The 15,653-nt window shown below is 72.9% G+C and carries 13 protein-coding genes; 8 read left to right on the forward strand and 5 right to left on the reverse strand.

What is annotated here, in order from left to right:
• The first annotated feature begins 60 nt into the window (after nucleotides 1-60).
• The 6 genes from KBX43_RS13175 to KBX43_RS13200 all read left to right on the forward strand — a co-directional run bounded on the left by KBX43_RS13175 (nucleotide 61) and on the right by KBX43_RS13200 (nucleotide 5,958).
• Entirely contained in the window at nucleotides 61-1,125 is a 1,065-nt protein-coding gene (locus tag KBX43_RS13175; protein ID WP_187694749.1) for an alpha/beta fold hydrolase, read from the forward strand.
• Nucleotides 1,126-1,248: 123 nt separating this feature from the next.
• The gene (locus KBX43_RS13180; RefSeq protein WP_064447821.1) at nucleotides 1,249-3,039 is read left to right on the forward strand and encodes a 3-hydroxyacyl-CoA dehydrogenase family protein; all 1,791 of its coding nucleotides are present in this window, start codon (nucleotides 1,249-1,251) and stop codon (nucleotides 3,037-3,039) included.
• A 41-nt stretch (nucleotides 3,040-3,080) separates the two neighbouring features.
• A complete protein-coding gene (locus KBX43_RS13185; protein ID WP_064447820.1) occupies nucleotides 3,081-3,575 on the forward strand; it encodes a SigE family RNA polymerase sigma factor in 495 nt (164 codons plus the stop codon).
• Nucleotides 3,572-4,651 carry a hypothetical protein gene (locus KBX43_RS13190; RefSeq protein WP_210884607.1) on the forward strand — a complete coding sequence of 360 codons (1,080 nt, stop codon included), beginning with the start codon at nucleotides 3,572-3,574 and terminating at the stop codon, nucleotides 4,649-4,651. The genes KBX43_RS13185 and KBX43_RS13190 overlap by 4 nt, the downstream gene beginning before the upstream one ends.
• Before the next feature lie 97 nt (nucleotides 4,652-4,748).
• A complete protein-coding gene (locus tag KBX43_RS13195; protein ID WP_064447818.1) occupies nucleotides 4,749-5,081 on the forward strand; it encodes a hypothetical protein in 333 nt (110 codons plus the stop codon).
• A 67-nt stretch (nucleotides 5,082-5,148) separates the two neighbouring features.
• Nucleotides 5,149-5,958 (forward strand): alpha/beta hydrolase, encoded by an 810-nt coding sequence (locus KBX43_RS13200; protein ID WP_064447817.1) that lies wholly within the window; start codon nucleotides 5,149-5,151, stop codon nucleotides 5,956-5,958.
• Between the two features lie 4 nt (nucleotides 5,959-5,962).
• Here the strand turns inward: KBX43_RS13200 and KBX43_RS13205 are convergent, their stop codons facing one another.
• The 5 genes from KBX43_RS13205 to mce all read right to left on the reverse strand — a co-directional run bounded on the left by KBX43_RS13205 (nucleotide 5,963) and on the right by mce (nucleotide 13,237).
• Entirely contained in the window at nucleotides 5,963-7,180 is a 1,218-nt protein-coding gene (locus KBX43_RS13205) for an AI-2E family transporter (protein WP_210884608.1), read from the reverse strand.
• A gap of 153 nt (nucleotides 7,181-7,333) precedes the next feature.
• On the reverse strand, nucleotides 7,334-9,430 hold the full coding sequence (locus KBX43_RS13210) for a hypothetical protein (protein WP_210884609.1): 2,097 nt from the start codon (nucleotides 9,428-9,430) through the stop codon (nucleotides 7,334-7,336).
• Nucleotides 9,431-9,602: 172 nt separating this feature from the next.
• Nucleotides 9,603-10,853, reverse strand: coding sequence for a DivIVA domain-containing protein (locus tag KBX43_RS13215; protein ID WP_043328731.1), 1,251 nt, complete (start codon nucleotides 10,851-10,853; stop codon nucleotides 9,603-9,605).
• 263 nt (nucleotides 10,854-11,116) lie between these two features.
• Entirely contained in the window at nucleotides 11,117-12,472 is a 1,356-nt protein-coding gene (gene ccrA / locus KBX43_RS13220) for a crotonyl-CoA carboxylase/reductase (RefSeq protein WP_043328733.1), read from the reverse strand.
• 300 nt (nucleotides 12,473-12,772) lie between these two features.
• Nucleotides 12,773-13,237 (reverse strand): methylmalonyl-CoA epimerase, encoded by a 465-nt coding sequence (gene mce / locus KBX43_RS13225; RefSeq protein ID WP_064447814.1) that lies wholly within the window; start codon nucleotides 13,235-13,237, stop codon nucleotides 12,773-12,775.
• Between the two features lie 62 nt (nucleotides 13,238-13,299).
• On the opposite strand from mce, the gene KBX43_RS13230 reads away from it, so the two are divergent.
• Nucleotides 13,300-14,493, forward strand: a complete 1,194-nt coding sequence (locus tag KBX43_RS13230) for an acetyl-CoA C-acetyltransferase (RefSeq protein WP_043328737.1) — start codon at nucleotides 13,300-13,302, stop codon at nucleotides 14,491-14,493.
• A 78-nt stretch (nucleotides 14,494-14,571) separates the two neighbouring features.
• A complete protein-coding gene (gene meaB / locus KBX43_RS13235; protein ID WP_240925857.1) occupies nucleotides 14,572-15,507 on the forward strand; it encodes a methylmalonyl Co-A mutase-associated GTPase MeaB in 936 nt (311 codons plus the stop codon).
• Nucleotides 15,508-15,653 lie beyond the last annotated feature (146 nt).

Raw genomic sequence — 15,653 nt, forward strand, 5'->3', positions numbered from 1 at the left:
GGGGCGGTGTGGGGGTGGGGGACATGGACCGGGGGCGGGCGGGCGTGCCAGCATGCGCGGATGCGCAGCGCACGGCTCACGGTCCAGGCCAACGGCATCACCCAGGCGGTCCGCGTGGCCGGTCCGCCGGACGGCGTACCGGTCCTGCTGGTGCACGGCAACGTCTCCTCCTCCGCCTTCTGGGAACCGCTGCTCGCCCGGCTGCCGGACACGCTCCGGGTGGTCGCTCCCGACCTGCGCGGCTACGGCGAGACCGACACCGCACCCGTTGACGCCACCAGGGGGCTCGACGACTTCGCCGACGACGTGGCCGCGTTGCTGGACGTCCCGGGGCTGTTCCCGCCCGGCGCCCGGCCGGTGGTGGCCGGGCACTCGCTCGGCGGCGGCGTGGCGATGCGGCTGCTCGTCGGCCACCCCGAGCGGGTATCCGGGCTGCTGCTGGAGGCGCCGGTGTCCCCGTACGGCTTCGGCGGCACGCGGGACCTCGACGGCAACCCCACCACGCCCGACTTCGCCGGGACCGGCGCCGGTGGCGCGAACCCGGACTTCGTGGCGCGGCTCGCCGCCGGTGACCGGAGCGCCGACGGCCCGACCAGCCCGCGGGCGGTGCTGCGCGCCGCGTACGTGGCCGACCCTGCCTCGCTGGGCGAGCACGAGGACCTGCTGCTGGACAGCATGCTGACCACCGCCACCGGGGACGACAACTACCCGGGCACCGCGGTGGCCTCGGCGCACTGGCCGGGGACCGCCGCCGGGCCGCGCGGCGTCCTCAACGCGTTGGCCCCGGCCCACTTCCGGCTCGCCGACGAGCTGGTCGCCGTGCCGGTCAAGCCGCCGGTGACCTGGGTACGCGGAGACGCCGACGTGATCGTCTCGGACACCTCGCTGTTCGACCTGGCGTACCTCGGTCAGCTCGGCGTGGTGCCCGGCTGGCCGGGCCCGCAGGAGTGCCCGCCGCAGCCGATGGTGGGGCAGACCCGCGCGGTGCTGGACCGGTACGCGGCGGCCGGCGGGACGTACCGTGAGGTGGTGCTGCCCGGGTGCGGGCACAGTCCGCACCTGGAGCGGCCGGCGGAGTTCGTCGCCGAACTGCTGGCGCTGGCCGGGGAGAACGCCACCGACTGAGGCGCGGTGCGTGAAATATCCCACGGCGTCTCGACAACACAGCGTCACGTGGCAGACTCCGGCGCATAACCTTAGCGGCCGTTCATGTCGCGGACGGCGGAGTCGAGCCAGGGGAGGCCGGTCGTGGCGCGGGAGTTCACCAGGGTGGGCGTGGTGGGTCTGGGCACCATGGGTGCCGGCATCGTGGAGGTGTTCGCCCGCAACGGCCTCGACGTCACAGCCGTCGAGATCTCCGAGGCCGCCCTGGAGCGGGGCCGGGTCACGCTGACCGGCTCCACCGACCGGGCCGTCGCCAAGGGCAAGCTCGCCGAGGCCGAGCGGGACGCGCTGCTGGCGCGCGTCGACTTCCGGGTCGGCCTGGACGCGCTGCACGACGTGGACCTGGTGATCGAGGCGGTGCCCGAGCACCTGGACCTCAAGCAGCGGATCTTCGCCGAGCTGGACCGGGTCTGCAAGCCCGAGGCGATCCTGGCCACCAACACGTCCTCGCTGAGCGTCACCGAGATCTCCGTCGCCACCTCCCGGCCCAACCAGGTCATCGGCATCCACTTCTTCAACCCGGCCCCGGTGATGAAGCTGGTCGAGGTGGTCCGCACGGTGGTCACCTCGGCCGACGTGGTCGCCGACGTGGAGGCGCTCTGCGAGCGGCTCGGCAAGGTCGACGTGACGATCAGCGACCGGGCCGGCTTCATCGCCAACGCGCTGCTGTTCGGCTACCTGAACCACGCGGTCGGTATGTTCGAGGCCCGCTACGCCACCCGCGAGGACATCGACGCCGCCATGAAGCTCGGCTGCGGCCTGCCGATGGGCCCGCTGGCGCTGATGGACCTGATCGGTCTGGACACCGCGTACGAGATCCTCGACACGATGTACCGGCGCGGCGGCCGGGACCGCCGGCACGCCCCGGCCCCGCTGCTCAAGCAGATGGTCACCGCCGGGCTGCTCGGCCGGAAGTCCGGTCGCGGCTTCTACACCTACGAGCGGCCGGGCTCGCCGAAGGTCGTACCCGACGAGTACACGCCGCCGGCCGGTGACGCCGCGCTCGCCGACGGCGCCCGCGCCATCGCGAAGGTCGGCGTGGTCGGCTCCGGCACCATGGCCACCGGCATCATCGAGGTCTTCGCGAAGGCCGGCTACGAGGTCATCTCGGTGACCCGGGGCGCGGAGAAGTCCGCGAAGGTCTGCGAAACGGTGAAGACCTCGCTCAACAAGGGCGTGGTGCGGGGCAAGCTCAGCGAGACCGACCGGGACGCCGCGCTGGGCCGGATCACCTGGTCCGCGACGCTGGACCACCTGGCCGACGTCGACCTGGTGGTCGAGGCCGTGATCGAGGAGCTGAGCGTCAAGAAGGCGCTGTTCGCCAGCCTCGACGAGATCTGCAAGCCGGGCGTCGTGCTCGCCACCACCACCTCGTCGCTGCCGGTGATCGACGTGGCGATGGCGACCCAGCGCCCGGCCGACGTGATCGGCCTGCACTTCTTCAACCCGGCGCCGATCATGCCGCTGGTGGAGATCGTGCGGACCATCCGCACCTCCGCCGAGACGTCGGCCACCGCCCGCGCGGTCTGCGCGACGCTCGGCAAGACCGGCGTGGTCTGCGGCGACCGGTCCGGCTTCATCGTCAACGCGCTGCTTTTCCCGTACCTGAACGACGCGGTGCGGATGCTGGAGGCCAGCTACTCGACCGCCGACGACATCGACTACGCGATGAAGCTCGGCTGCGGTTACCCGATGGGCCCGTTCGAGCTGCTCGACGTGGTCGGCCTGGACGTCTCGCTGGCCATCCAGCGGGAGCTGTACCTGGAGCTGCGCGAGCCCGGCTTCGCCCCGGCGCCGCTGCTGGAGCACCTGGTGACGGCCGGCTACCTGGGCCGCAAGTCCGGCCGCGGGTTCCGCGACCACACCCGGCGCTGACCGTCGTCAACAGCCGGGCCCGGTGACGGCGTCTTCGAGGTGTGACCTTCGAGGAGTACGTCGGCAGCCGCGGCCCGGCGCTGTTGCGTCTGGCCCGGCTGCTGACCGGCGACGCGCACCGCGCCGAGGACCTGACCCAGGACGTGCTGGCGCGCGCGTACGTGCACTGGCGCAAGATCGCCCGGGCCGACCGGCCCGACGTGTACGTGCGCCGGATGCTCGTCAACGCCAACACGTCCTGGTGGCGGCGGCGGTCCAGCCATGAGCTGGCCGTCGACACGTTCGCCGACCGGCCCGAACGCGGCGACCTCGGCGGCGAGGCGGCGGACCGGGACGAGATGTGGGGGCTGATCCGCGCCCTCCCGGACCGCCAGCGCGCCGTACTGGTGCTGCGCTACTACGAGGACCTGGACGACGCCACGATCGCCCAGATCCTCGACTGCTCCCCGGTCACCGTCCGCACCCACGCGATGCGGGCGCTCGCCCACCTCCGGGAGCGCTGCGGCGTCCCGATGACCAAGGGGAGCCGGCTGTGACCGACCTCGACCAGCGAATCGTCTCGGCGTTGCGGGAGCACGCCGAGGGCGAGACAGACACCGGACGCCTGCTGCGCCGCTCGCGCGCGCTCGGCCGGCGCCGGCAGGTACGCCGCCGACTCACCGCCGGCACCGCGCTCGCCCTTGTCGGCGTGCTCGGCTTCGTCGGCGTGGTACGCGCGGACGTGGGCGGGCTGGTCGGGCGGATGCCCTGGACGGCCGCGACGCCGGAGGTGGCGCCACCCCCGGTGCCGCCGCTCGCCGACGGGGTGCCCGGGGCGCTTCAGCGTCCCGATCTGGTCGGTACCGATCCGCAGGTGCTGCACCTGGGCGTCGACACCACCCGGGCCCGCTATCTGGGCTGGTCCGTCCACAGCTCGAACGCGGTCGAGTCGATTCGGTTCAGCGTCGGTGACGGGCACCCGGTCCTGCTCGAGGTGAGTCCGGTGGCGAAGGCGCTCGACGACACCTCGATCGAGGGTTTCCCGGTGCAGGCCGTCAGCGGCCGGCTGAAATTCGACGGTGGCGTGCTGCGCGTCGCCGGTACCGACGGTCTGGTCAAGTCATGGCAGCCCTTCCCCGGTCTCTACGCCCGGGCCGCCACGCTTCGCGGTGACGTGGCCGCCTTGGACCGGGTCGCCGGCCTGGTGCGCTGGGACGAGGCCCGGCGATGCACCGGGCCGGTGCGGCTGACCACGTTGCCGGCGAACGCGGCGGTGACGGCATGCGCGGTGGACGCGGCCGCCTTTCCGAAGGGCCTCACGGTTCAGCTCACCGTCGCCCGGGCGCCCTCCTCGACCATGTGGTTGCGGCTGATCTACGGGGCGGAGATGGGGGAGGACACGGGCCGCGCCAGCAACCGCGACCTGGGTGGCCGCCCGGGCTTCCGCTATCCGAACGGCAACCGCCTGGAGCTGCTCGGCCTGCCCAAGGTGCGCTTGACAGTCGACTTCGCCTGGCCCTTCCCCGGCGAGGGACCCCCGGGGCAGGTGAACTTCACCGAGGCCGACGCGGCGACCGTGCTGACCGGAGCGAAGGTGGCGGCAGACCTCACCCGTCCGCAGACCTGGCCCTGACCGGCCACCCGAGCGATCTTGGTACGGAACGGCCCTTGGAAGGGCGTACCCGTACCAAGATCGCTCGGGCCGGTCCGGCCGGCGGCCCGTACGCTTGGTGACCGTGAGCCCCCGTCGCAACCGCCCCCGCCGGGACGAGATCGCCGCCTTGGACGGCGAGCGTGCCCGCCACGGCGTACCGACAGTGCAGCAGTGGCGCGACGGCGACTGGCAGGTACGCGCGATCAGCGGCGGCGCATCGGTCAAGACGTACCGTTGTCCCGGCTGTGACCAGGAGATCCGGCCGGGCGTGGCGCACCTGGTGGCCTGGCCGGCCGACGACCGGGGCGACCTGACCGACCGCCGGCACTGGCACTCCGGCTGCTGGCGGGCCCGGGACCGGCGCGGCCCGAACCTCCAGCGCGGCCGGGGCGCCCCGCGCTACGGCTGAGCGATCTGGATCACCCGGTTCCCGTCCCACTGGGCGGCGGGGCCGCCGACGCGGGAGACTGGCAGGCGTGAGCACTCCGATTCGCGCGTCGTCGATCCTGCCCGGCCGCCGGGAGGACATCGAGCTGCACACCGCCGACGGGCTGACGCTCGTCGGTGAGCTGGCCCGGCCGCTGGAGGGCGAGCCTTCCGCAACCCTGGTCTGCCTGCACCCGCTGCCCACCCACGGCGGGATGATGGACAGCCACGTGTTCCGCAAGGCGGCGTGGCGCCTACCCGCGCTGGCCGGCCTGGCCGTGCTCCGGTTCAACACCCGGGGCACCAGCAGCGTCCGCGGCACCAGCGAGGGCGCCTTCGACGGCGCCGTCGGCGAGAAGTTCGACGTGGCCGCCGCGATCGAGTACGCCGAGTTCCACGAACTGCCGAACATCTGGCTGGTCGGGTGGTCGTTCGGCACCGACCTGGCGCTCAAGTACGGCTGCGACCCGGCGGTGGCCGGCGCGATCCTGCTCTCCCCGCCGCTGCGCTACTCCGCCCCGGAGGACCTGGCGGTCTGGGCCGAGACGGGCAAGCCGCTCACCGCGCTGGTCCCCGAGTTCGACGACTACCTGCGGCCGGAGGAGGCCGGGCAGCGGTTCGCCGCCGTCCCGCAGGCCGAGGTGGTCGGCGTGGACGGCGCCAAGCACCTCTGGGTCGGCGACGCGGAGAAGGTGCTGGACGAGATCGTCCGGCGGGTCGCCCCGGGTGTACCGCTGCCGCTGCCCACCACCTGGGACGGCCCGATGGAGACCGGCGACGTCAGCGCGTACGCGGACCGCACTGTCGCCGCGTTCGCCGACACCCCGGTGCCCGGCCCGGCCCAGCGGCGCGCCGAGTAACGGCTCAGCGGGCGTCCTGGCGGGGTAGCACCACCTCGCGCAGGATCAGCTGCAACGCGGCCACCGTGGGAATCGCGATGAGCGCGCCCACCACGCCCAGCAGCGCCACCCCGAGCAGCGCGGCCAGCAACGCGGCCACCTCGTTCACCGAGACCGCCCGACGCATGATCTTCGGGTAGATCAGGTAGTTCTCCACCTGCTGGTAGACCACGAAGAACACCAGGCAGGCGATGCCCACCGGCAGGTCGGTGGCGAGCCCGACGAGCGTCACCACCACCGCGCCCAGCGTCGCGCCGATCTGCGGGATCAGGTCGGTCACCGCGACCACCACGGCCAGGGCGAACGGGTACGGCAGGCCGACCGCCAGCGCGAACACGAACGTGCTGACCCCGGCCAGCACCGCGATGGCGAGCGCGCCCACCATGTACGCGCCGACCCGGGTCAGGATCTCGTCGCCGATCAGCCGGACCCGCTCCCGGCGCGAGCGCGGCACCAGCGCGTACCCGAGTTCGCGCAGCCGGTCGAAGTACGCCAGGAAGTAGATCGTCAGCACCAGCACGGTGAGCAGGCGGAAGAGCGTCCCGAAGATCAGTTGCGCGCCGCCGAGCACACCGCCGAGCGCCCGCCCGACGTTGTCCGCGTTCGCCGCCGCCTGGACCCGCTCCATCACGTCGTAGCGGATCACCAGATCGTTGACAGTGGGGTTGCGGCGCAGCTCCTCGACGTACCCGGGTAGCTGCTGGATGAACTGGCCGGACTGGGTCACCACCGGCGGCACCAGCGCCAGCAGCCCGGCGACGATCAGCAGCAGCAGGGTGAGTGTCACGACCGCCACCGCCAGCCCGCGCGGCAGGCCCCAGTTGCGCAGCCGGACCACCGCCGGGTGCAGGCCGACCGCGAGGAACAGCGCGATCACCACGAGCACCAGGATGCCGGCCGCGTTCCGCACGCCCAGGAACAGCGCGTACGCCAGCAGCACGCCGAGCGCGCCGGTGAAGCCGATCAGGAAGGCGCTGCGCCGTAGCGGGCGCCCCGGCACGCCGAACCGGCCGCTCGGCTCGAACTCGGCCGGCTCGACGTCGACGGGCCGCTCGCTGCCCGTGTCCGTGCCGGCTCGCGGGTTGCCGACGGCGGTCGTGGCGTCGCGTGCGGGTTCCGCCTCGCCGGTCGGGTTCACGGCCGCCGCCTCGTCATCAGGGGCGGCGGAGACCTCCTGCGACACCCGTGCCTCCCGGCTTCCGCGCTGCCGGCTCGCCCGCCGGTGCCGTCCACGGCCGACGCGCGGCCCTCTGCCCGCAGGGTAGTCCTCGCCGTCCGCCCCGACCATCCCACCACCGCTTCCGGCCGGGCCGTCCCGCCGGGTGCGGCGGGTGGGTCAGTCCTTGTCGACCGTCACCGTGCTGGGCTTGGCGCTGCGCTCGTCGGTGGTCGGCTTGGTCGGGCGCTTGCCGTTCTCACCGGTGCTGGTGATCTTCGTGGGGGTGGCGCCCCGCCCGCCCTCACCCGGCACGGCGGCAACAGTGGGCTCGCCGTCGACGCCCGCCCCGCCGGGGGAGTCCATCGTGGTCACCGGCTCGCCGACCGGCTTCGCCTTGCCCGCCTCGGCGGGCTCGCCGTCACCAGTGGCCGGCCCGGCGCCGTTGGGGACCGCGGTGGCGGTGCCCTTCGCGGCCACCGGCGCACCTCCGCCGGCCGGGGTGTCGCCGGCGCTCTCCGCGCCGCTGGTGACCAACGTGCCCTCGGCGGCCGGCGTGCCGTCGTCCGTGGACCGGCCGGTGGAAGCGGCGGCGAGGTCGTCCGGGTCGACCGGGGTGGCCGTGATGCCGGCCGAGTCGGCGTCGCGCCGCAGATCCGCGAGCTGCCGCTGCAGGTCGTCGGACTCCTGCCGCGACTTCCACGTCTCGGTACGCAGGTCGGCCAGCTCCTGCTGCGCCTTGGCGATCTCCAGCATCACGCCGGCGAGCTGCTGCCGGCCGGCGGCCACCTCCTGCTGGGTCGCGGCCAGGTGCTGCTGCGTCGTGGCGAGGTGCTGCTGGGTGGTGGCCGCGTACTCCTCGAACTGGCGGCGCGAGGCCGCGACGTGCTCGTCGGCCTTGCGGCGCTGCGCGGTGGCGTCCGCCTCGGCCCGGCGCAGCAGCTCGGCGGCCTCCAGCTCGGCCTGCTGCCGCATGCTCAGCGCGTCGGCCTCGGCGGCCTGCCGGACGTCGGCGGCGGTGCGCTCGATCTCGTCGCGGCGCGTGGTGTACGCCTGTTCCAGCTCCTCCTGCCGCTTGGCGTGCTGCTTGTCCAGCTCGTCGCGGCGCTTGGCGAACTCCTGCTCGGCGGCGGCCCGGCGCTGGGCCAGCTCCTTCTCGGCGCTGTCCCGCCGCTCGGCGACCTCCTTCTCCACCCCGGCCCGCCAGGCGCCCAGCTCCTGCTGGGTCTGGGCGCGGGACTGCTGCACGTACGCCTCGGTCTCGGTGCGCATGCGCTGCACGTACGCCTCGACCTCGGCGCGGTTGCGCTTGCCGGCCTCGGCGGCCTCGGTGGTGAGCCGGTTGGCCTCGGTGCGGGCCCGGCCGCGGGTGGCCTTGGCCGCCTCCTCCGCGTCGTCCACGATCTTCTTGGCCTCGGCGAGCGCCTTGGCGTGCGTGGCCCGGCCGGCCTCGGCGGCGGCGTCGGTGAGCCGCTTGGCCTCCTGCTGGCCCTTGGCGTGCACCTCCTTGGCCGCCTCGCGGAGCTGGTTCGCCTCCTGCTGGGCCTTCGCCAGCGCCTCCTTGGCCGTCTCGCGCAGCCGGGCGGCCTCCTGCTGTGCCCGGGAGTGGATCTCCTTGGCGGTGTCGCGGAGCTGGGTGGCCTCCTGCTGGGCCTTCGCCAGCGCGTCCTGGGCGGTCCGGCGCAGCTTCTCCGCCTCGTCCCGGGCGGCGGCGCGCATTTTCTCCGACTCGTCCTGCGCGCTCTTGCGCAGCGTCGCCGACTCGTCCTTCGCGGCCTTCAGCGTGGCCTCGGCCTCGGCCTTGCGGGCGGCGGTGTGCCGCTCCTCCTCGCTCCGGCGGGCGGCCAGCGCGATCTCGAAGTCCTTCAGCGCCTGGGCGGCCTGCTCCCGGGCCTCCTCGACGATGTGCTCGGCGGCGGCCCGGCGGGCCTCGATCTCCTCGTTGGCGGCGGCGAGGATGTCGTCGGCCTGCTCCTCGGCCATGGTGAGGATCTGCTCGACACGCGGGCCCAGGTGCCGGAACGACGCCCGGTCCACCACCGCCGCCTGCTTGCGCACCTGGGCCAGGTCGCGCTGGAGCACCTCGACCTGACCGGCCAGCTTGTGGATCTGCGTGTACGCCTGTTCCCGCTCGGTCGTCAGCGCCGCGATCTCGTGCTCCGCGCGAGCGACGTAGCGGTCGACCTGCCGTTTCTCGTACCCCCGCAGGGCGGACTCGAAGCTGGGCTCCGTCGTCACGTCCCCGCCGAGCGCGAACAGTTCCTCGCCGTGCGACATGACCCCATCCTCACACGCATCCGGCTCTGCTGGGGCGATACGGACGCCCCTTCTGGGAGCTACTTCACCCTCCCGGCGAAACGGGCCCGCACAGCATGACGGCGCGAGGCGACACCGGTCACCCGGTGTCACCCCGCGCCGTGGCTCATGCCCCCGACAGCGGGTGTAACGGTCAGCCGGCCGACTCGGCCGTCACCTTCTGCCCGGAGGCGTCGGCCTTCGGGGTGTCGCCCTTGCCGCCGGCCGGCACGCCCGGCACGATGCCGGCCAGGCCGGACAGCATCTGCCCGAGCTGCGAGGTGACCGCGTCCTTCTGGCGGGTGAGGTCCTCGACCTCGCGGCGGGCCGCCTGCGTGGTCAGCTCGGCCTCGGTACGGGCCTCGTTGAGCACCCGCTGCGCCTCGGCGCGCGCCTCGTTGAGCGTCTTGTCGGCCAGCGCCTTGGCCTTGTCGACGGTCTCGTTGGCGGTGCGCTCGGACTCGACCCGGCGGGCCTCGGCCCGCTGCTCGATCTCCTTGGCCCGCTCCTGCGCGGCGCGGGCGCGCTGCTCGGCCTCGTTCACCAGCTTCTGGGTCTGCGCGACCTGGGCGGCGTGCCGCTCCGACTCCTCGCGCTCGGCCTTCTCCCGCCGCTCGGCGAGCTGGAGCTCCAGCGCCTGCAGGTCCTTGTCGCGCTTGTCGCGCGCGTCGGTGAGCAGCTTGGTCGCCTCGGCGCGCTTCTCCTCGGCCTCCCGGGCGGCCTTGGCCCGCTGCTGGGTGATCTCCCGCTCGGCGGTGGCGCGTAGCGTGGCGACCTCGCGCTCGACAGTCGACTTCAGCTCGGCCACCTCGTGCGCGGTGACCGTACGCAGCTGCTTGGTCTCGCGGTCGGCGTCGGCGCGCAGCGTGTCGGCCTCGCGGCGGGCCTGCACCCGGACCTCGGCGGCCTCGCGCTCGGCGGCGGTACGGACGCTGCCGGCCTCGCGCTCGGCGGTCGCCTTCATGGCGGCGGCCTCGGCGCGGGCCTTGTCGGTGATCTCACGCGCCTCGAGGCGGGCGGCGGAGAGGATGCCCTCCGACTCGCGCTTGGCCTCGTTGCGGTGGTCGTTGGCCTGCTCCTCGGCCAGCCGCAGGATCTGCTCGACGCGAGTGCCCAGGCCGGACAGGGTCGGCCGGCTGTTCTCCTCGAGCTGCTTGTTGGTCTCGGTGAGCTTCTGCTCGAGCGCGCTCTGGCGCTGCTCGGCCTGCCGCAGCCGGCGCTGAGCGTCGTTCATCCGCTGCTCGGCCTCGGCGCGGGCCTGCTCGGACTGGCTCAGGGCGGCGGTGAGGCGGCCGATGAAGTCGTCCACCTGGTTGGTGTTGTAACCGCGCAGGCCAACGGTGAAATCGGGCTGTGAGTTCGCGTTATCGAAGAACGCAAGAGGGGAGGACTGCTGCTGGGGCATTGGGACATACTGGCAGACGCCCCAGGGTGGTTCGCAAGAGCGGTCGGCACCTTTCGCGTCCTGTTTACATGGTCAACTCGGCCGCCCGGCGGGACCGGACCAATAGGCGATCTTGGCAGCTCCCGGGCGGGTCGGGCGGGTCGGGCTTCTGCGGGGAAGGCGGCGCGAAAAGGGCCGCGGGTTCGGCACCCACGGCCCTTTGTGCGTACGCCGGTCGAATGGCGCCCGGGTCGTCCGAAAGGCAATCCGGGACGACCGTACGGTCAGTGACCGCGGAAGCGGTTGATCGCGCTTTCGTGCCGCGCGCGCATCTCGGTGTCCCGGACGCCCAGTCCGTCGGCGGGGGCGAGGCACCGCACGCCGACCTTGCCCTGGTGCGCGTTGCGGTGCACCTCGTACGCGGCCTGGCCGGTCTGCTCCAGCGCGTACGTCTTCGACACGGTCGGGTGCACCTTGCCGAGCGCGACCAGCCGGTTGGCCTGCCACGCCTCGTGGTAGTTGGCGAAGTGGCTGCCGACGATCCGCTTGAGGTGCATCCACAGGTAGCGGTTGTCGTACTGGTGCATGTAGCCGCTGGTGGAGGCGCAGGTGACGATCGTGCCGCCCTTCTTGGCGACGTAGACGCTGGCGCCGAACGTCTCCCGGCCCGGGTGCTCGAAGACGATGTCCGGGTCCTCGCCGCCGGTCAGCTCGCGGATGCGCTCACCGAAGCGGCGCCACTCGTCCTGGTCCTGGGTCTGCTCGTCGGACCAGAACTTGAACCCCTCGGCGGTACGGTCGATGACCAGCTCGGCGCCCATCTTGCGGCACAGCTCGGCCTTCTCCGGCGAGGAGACCACGCAGACCGGGATCGCGCCGCCGTTGAGCGCCATCTGGGTGGCGTACCCGCCGAGGCCGCCGGACGCGCCCCAGATCAGCACCACGTCGCCCTGCTTCATGTTCGCGCCGTGGTGCGAGACGAGCTGCCGGTACGCGGTGGAGTTGACCAGCCCCGGGCTGGCCGCCTCCTCCCAGCTCAGGTGGCGCGGCTTCGGCATCAGCTGGTTGGCCTTGACGATCGCCAGCTCGGCCAGGCCGCCGAAGTTGGTCTCGAAGCCCCAGATCCGCTGCTGCGGGTCGAGCATCGTGTCGTCGTGACCGGCGGAGTCCTCCAGCTCGACCGACAGGCAGTGCGCGACCACCTCGTCGCCGGCCTTCCACTTGGTCACGCCCGGCCCGGTGCGCAGCACGACGCCGGCGGCGTCCGAGCCGACCACGTGGTACGGCAGGTCGTGGCGGCGGGTCAGCTCGGAGAGCCGGCCGTAGCGCTGGAGGAACTTGAACGTGGGCAGCGGCTCGAAGATGCTCGTCCACACCGTGTTGTAGTTGATCGCGCTGGCCATCACCGCGACGAGCGCCTCACCCGGGCCCAGCTCGGGGGTGGGCACCTCCTGCACGTGCAGCGCCTTGCGCGGGTCCTTGTCGCGGGTGGCCATGCCCTCGAACATGCGGGTGTCCTCGGCGCGCACCACCACGCCCCGGTAGCTCTCCGGCACGGGCAGGCCGGCGAGCCCGGCGAGCTCCCGCTCCGGCTGCGACGAACCCTCCGCCGCCATGATCGCTTCGAGGATGTCCTGCACGGTGACCTCCCGTTTGTCCGCACCCGCACACCGCGGGCAGGGGTGCTGCCATCGTCGGCGCCGGTGCGACGGGACCGCCATGTCGGCAATCGACACATTCGGCACCGGTCGCCGCTGCTGTTCGGGCGGACGTTACTTAACGGTAGCTAAAGCAGGAACCCCTCTGTGAAAAACTGCATCGGCCGATGCGTGGAGGTGTACGTGGGAACGTGCAAGCGCGCACTGCCGCGCGCGTTCCCACTTGTTAGGAAGGGCCCCTTCTTAACAGACGTCTGTTAAGAAGGGGCCCTTCCTTGCGCATCAGGCGGGCTGGACCAGCTCGATCAGCACGCCGCCGGCGTCCTTCGGGTGCACGAAGTTGACCCGGGAGTTCGACGTGCCGCGCCGCGGAGCGTCGTACAGCAGCCGCACGCCACGCTCGCGCAGCGCCGCGCAGGCCACGTCGATGTCCGCCACCGTGTACGCGACCTGCTGGATGCCCGGACCGCGCTTGTCCAGGAACTTGCCGATCGTGGTGTCCGGGGACAGCGGCGCGAGCAGCTGCACCATGCCGCCGGACGCGTCCGGCCCGACCGCCAGCATCGCTTCGCGTACGCCCTGCTCCTCGTTCGTCTCGGTGTGCACGCAGCGCATGCCGAAGGTGCGCTGGTAGAAGTCGATCGCGGCGTCCAGGTCGCCGACGGCGATCCCGACGTGGTCGATGCGGCGCAGCCCGATGTCTGTGACAAACTCGGCAGCGGGCTCGACGGGGGAGTTCTCAGCCATGACGCTAGTCTGACCGAACAATCGTTAAGGCGTACAGGTCGGCACCCCCTCGGAGGCAGGCAATGGCTTCGGTGATCGTCAGCGGCGCGCGGACCCCGATGGGGCGCCTGCTGGGCAACCTCAAGGACCTCCCCGCGACCAAGCTCGGTGGCATCGCGATCAAGGCGGCGCTGGAGCGCGCCGGCGTCGCGCCCGAGCAGGTCCAGTACGTGATCATGGGGCAGGTGCTCCAGGCCGGCGCCGGGCAGATCCCGGCCCGGCAGGCCGCCGTCGAGGCCGGCATCCCGATGTCCACCCCGGCGCTGACCATCAACAAGGTCTGCCTCTCCGGGCTGGACGCGATCGCGCTGGCCGACCAGCTCATCCGGGCCGGCGAGTTCGACGTCGTGGTGGCCGGCGGCATGGAGTCGATGACCAACGCCCCGCACCTGCTGCTCGGCCAGCGCTCGGGCTACAAGTACGGCGACGTGGCGGTCAAGGACCACATGGCGCTGGACGGCCTCACCGACGCCTGGGACTGCTGCTCGATGGGCGAGTCCACCGAGCGGCACGGCGCGAAGCACGGCATCACCCGCGAGGAGCAGGACGCGTTCGCCGCGGCCAGCCACCAGCGCGCCGCCGCCGCGCAGAAGAACGGCCACTTCGCCGACGAGATCACCCCGGTGGTCATCCCGCAGCGCAAGGGCGAGCCGCTGGTGATCAGCGAGGACGAGGGCATCCGGCCGGACACCACCGCCGAGTCGCTCGGGAAGCTGCGCCCCGCCTTCACCAAGGACGGGACCATCACCGCCGGCAGCTCCTCGCCGATCTCCGACGGCGCCGCCGCGGTCGTGGTGATGAGCAAGGCCAAGGCCAAGGAGCTGGGGCTCACCTGGCTGGCCGAGATCGGCGCCCACGGCAACGTGGCCGGCCCGGACAACTCCCTGCACTCGCAGCCGTCCAACGCGATCAACCACGCCCTGAAGAAGGGCGGCCTGAGCATCGACGACCTCGACCTCATCGAGATCAACGAGGCGTTCGCGGCGGTCGGCATCCAGTCCGCCCGTGACCTCGGCGTCGATGCCGACAAGGTGAACGTCAACGGCGGCGCGATCGCGCTCGGCCACCCGATCGGCATGTCCGGCGCCCGGCTCGTGCTCACGCTGGCGATGGAGCTGAAGCGCCGGGGCGGCGGCACCGGCGCGGCGGCGCTCTGCGGCGGTGGCGGGCAGGGCGACGCGCTGATCATCCACGTGCCGACCGGTGACGAGAGCTGATAGCTGATACCTGTGAGTGACGTACAGAACGCCCCGGCGGCGGCCACCGGCCCGGTGCGCCGCAGCCGGGACGTACCCATGCTTGTCGAGCGGGCCCGCGCGGGCGACCCCCGCGCGGTGGCCCGGCTGATCACCCTGGTCGAGTCCGGCGACGAGGTGCTGCCGCAGGTCGCGGCGGCGCTCGCGCCGTACGCCGGGCAGGCCCAGGTCGTCGGCCTGACCGGCTCGCCCGGGGTGGGCAAGTCGACCACCACGAACGAGCTGGTCCGGGCGTTGCGGGCGCGCGGTCACCGGGTCGGCGTGCTGGCGATCGACCCGTCCAGCCCGTTCACCGGCGGCGCCATCCTCGGCGACCGGGTCCGGATGCAGGACCACGCGACCGACCCGGGCGTCTACATCCGCTCGATGTCCAGCCGGGGCCACCTGGGCGGGCTCTCCGCGGCCACGCCGCAGGCGGTGCGGGTGCTGGAGGGCGCGGGCTGCGACGTGGTGCTGGTCGAGACCGTCGGCGTCGGGCAGGCCGAGGTGGAGGTGGCCTCGCTCGCCGACACCACGCTGGTGCTGCTCGCGCCGGGCATGGGTGACGCGATCCAGGCGGTGAAGGCCGGCATCCTGGAGATCGCCGACGTCTTCGTGGTCAACAAGGCCGACCGGGACGGCGCCGACGCCACGGTCCGCGACATCCAGGGCATGATCGCGCTCGGCGAGCGCGGGCCGGGGGAGTGGCGGCCGCAGGTGGTGCGCTCGATCGCCGCCCGCGCCGAGGGCATCGACGACATCGCCGCCGCGATCGACAAGCACCGCGACTGGCTGGAGCGCCACGGCGAGCTGCGCCGCCGCCGGGAGACGCGGGCCGCCGCCGAGATCGAGGCGATCGCGCTGGGCGTCCTGCGCGCGCGGATCGGCTCACTGCGCGACGGTACGCAGCTCCCGACGCTCGCCGCCAAGGTGGCCGAGGGCGCCATCGACCCGTACGCGGCGGCCGACGAGCTGCTGGCCCAGCTAGGCTCCTGACCCGCCCCGCCCCGCCCCGCCCCACCCCACAATCCCCGCGATCTTGCAGTTGCGGCCCCGGGAGCGCCTGTTTCGCGGCTTCTGTCGGGGCCGCAACTCCATGATCGACGGTCGATGTACGCTCCCCCGGACGAGGGAGGGTGGGG

Origin of the sequence: Micromonospora sp. C41 (assembly GCF_018070485.1) — a bacterium.
Lineage (GTDB): Bacteria > Actinomycetota > Actinomycetes > Mycobacteriales > Micromonosporaceae > Micromonospora > Micromonospora chalcea.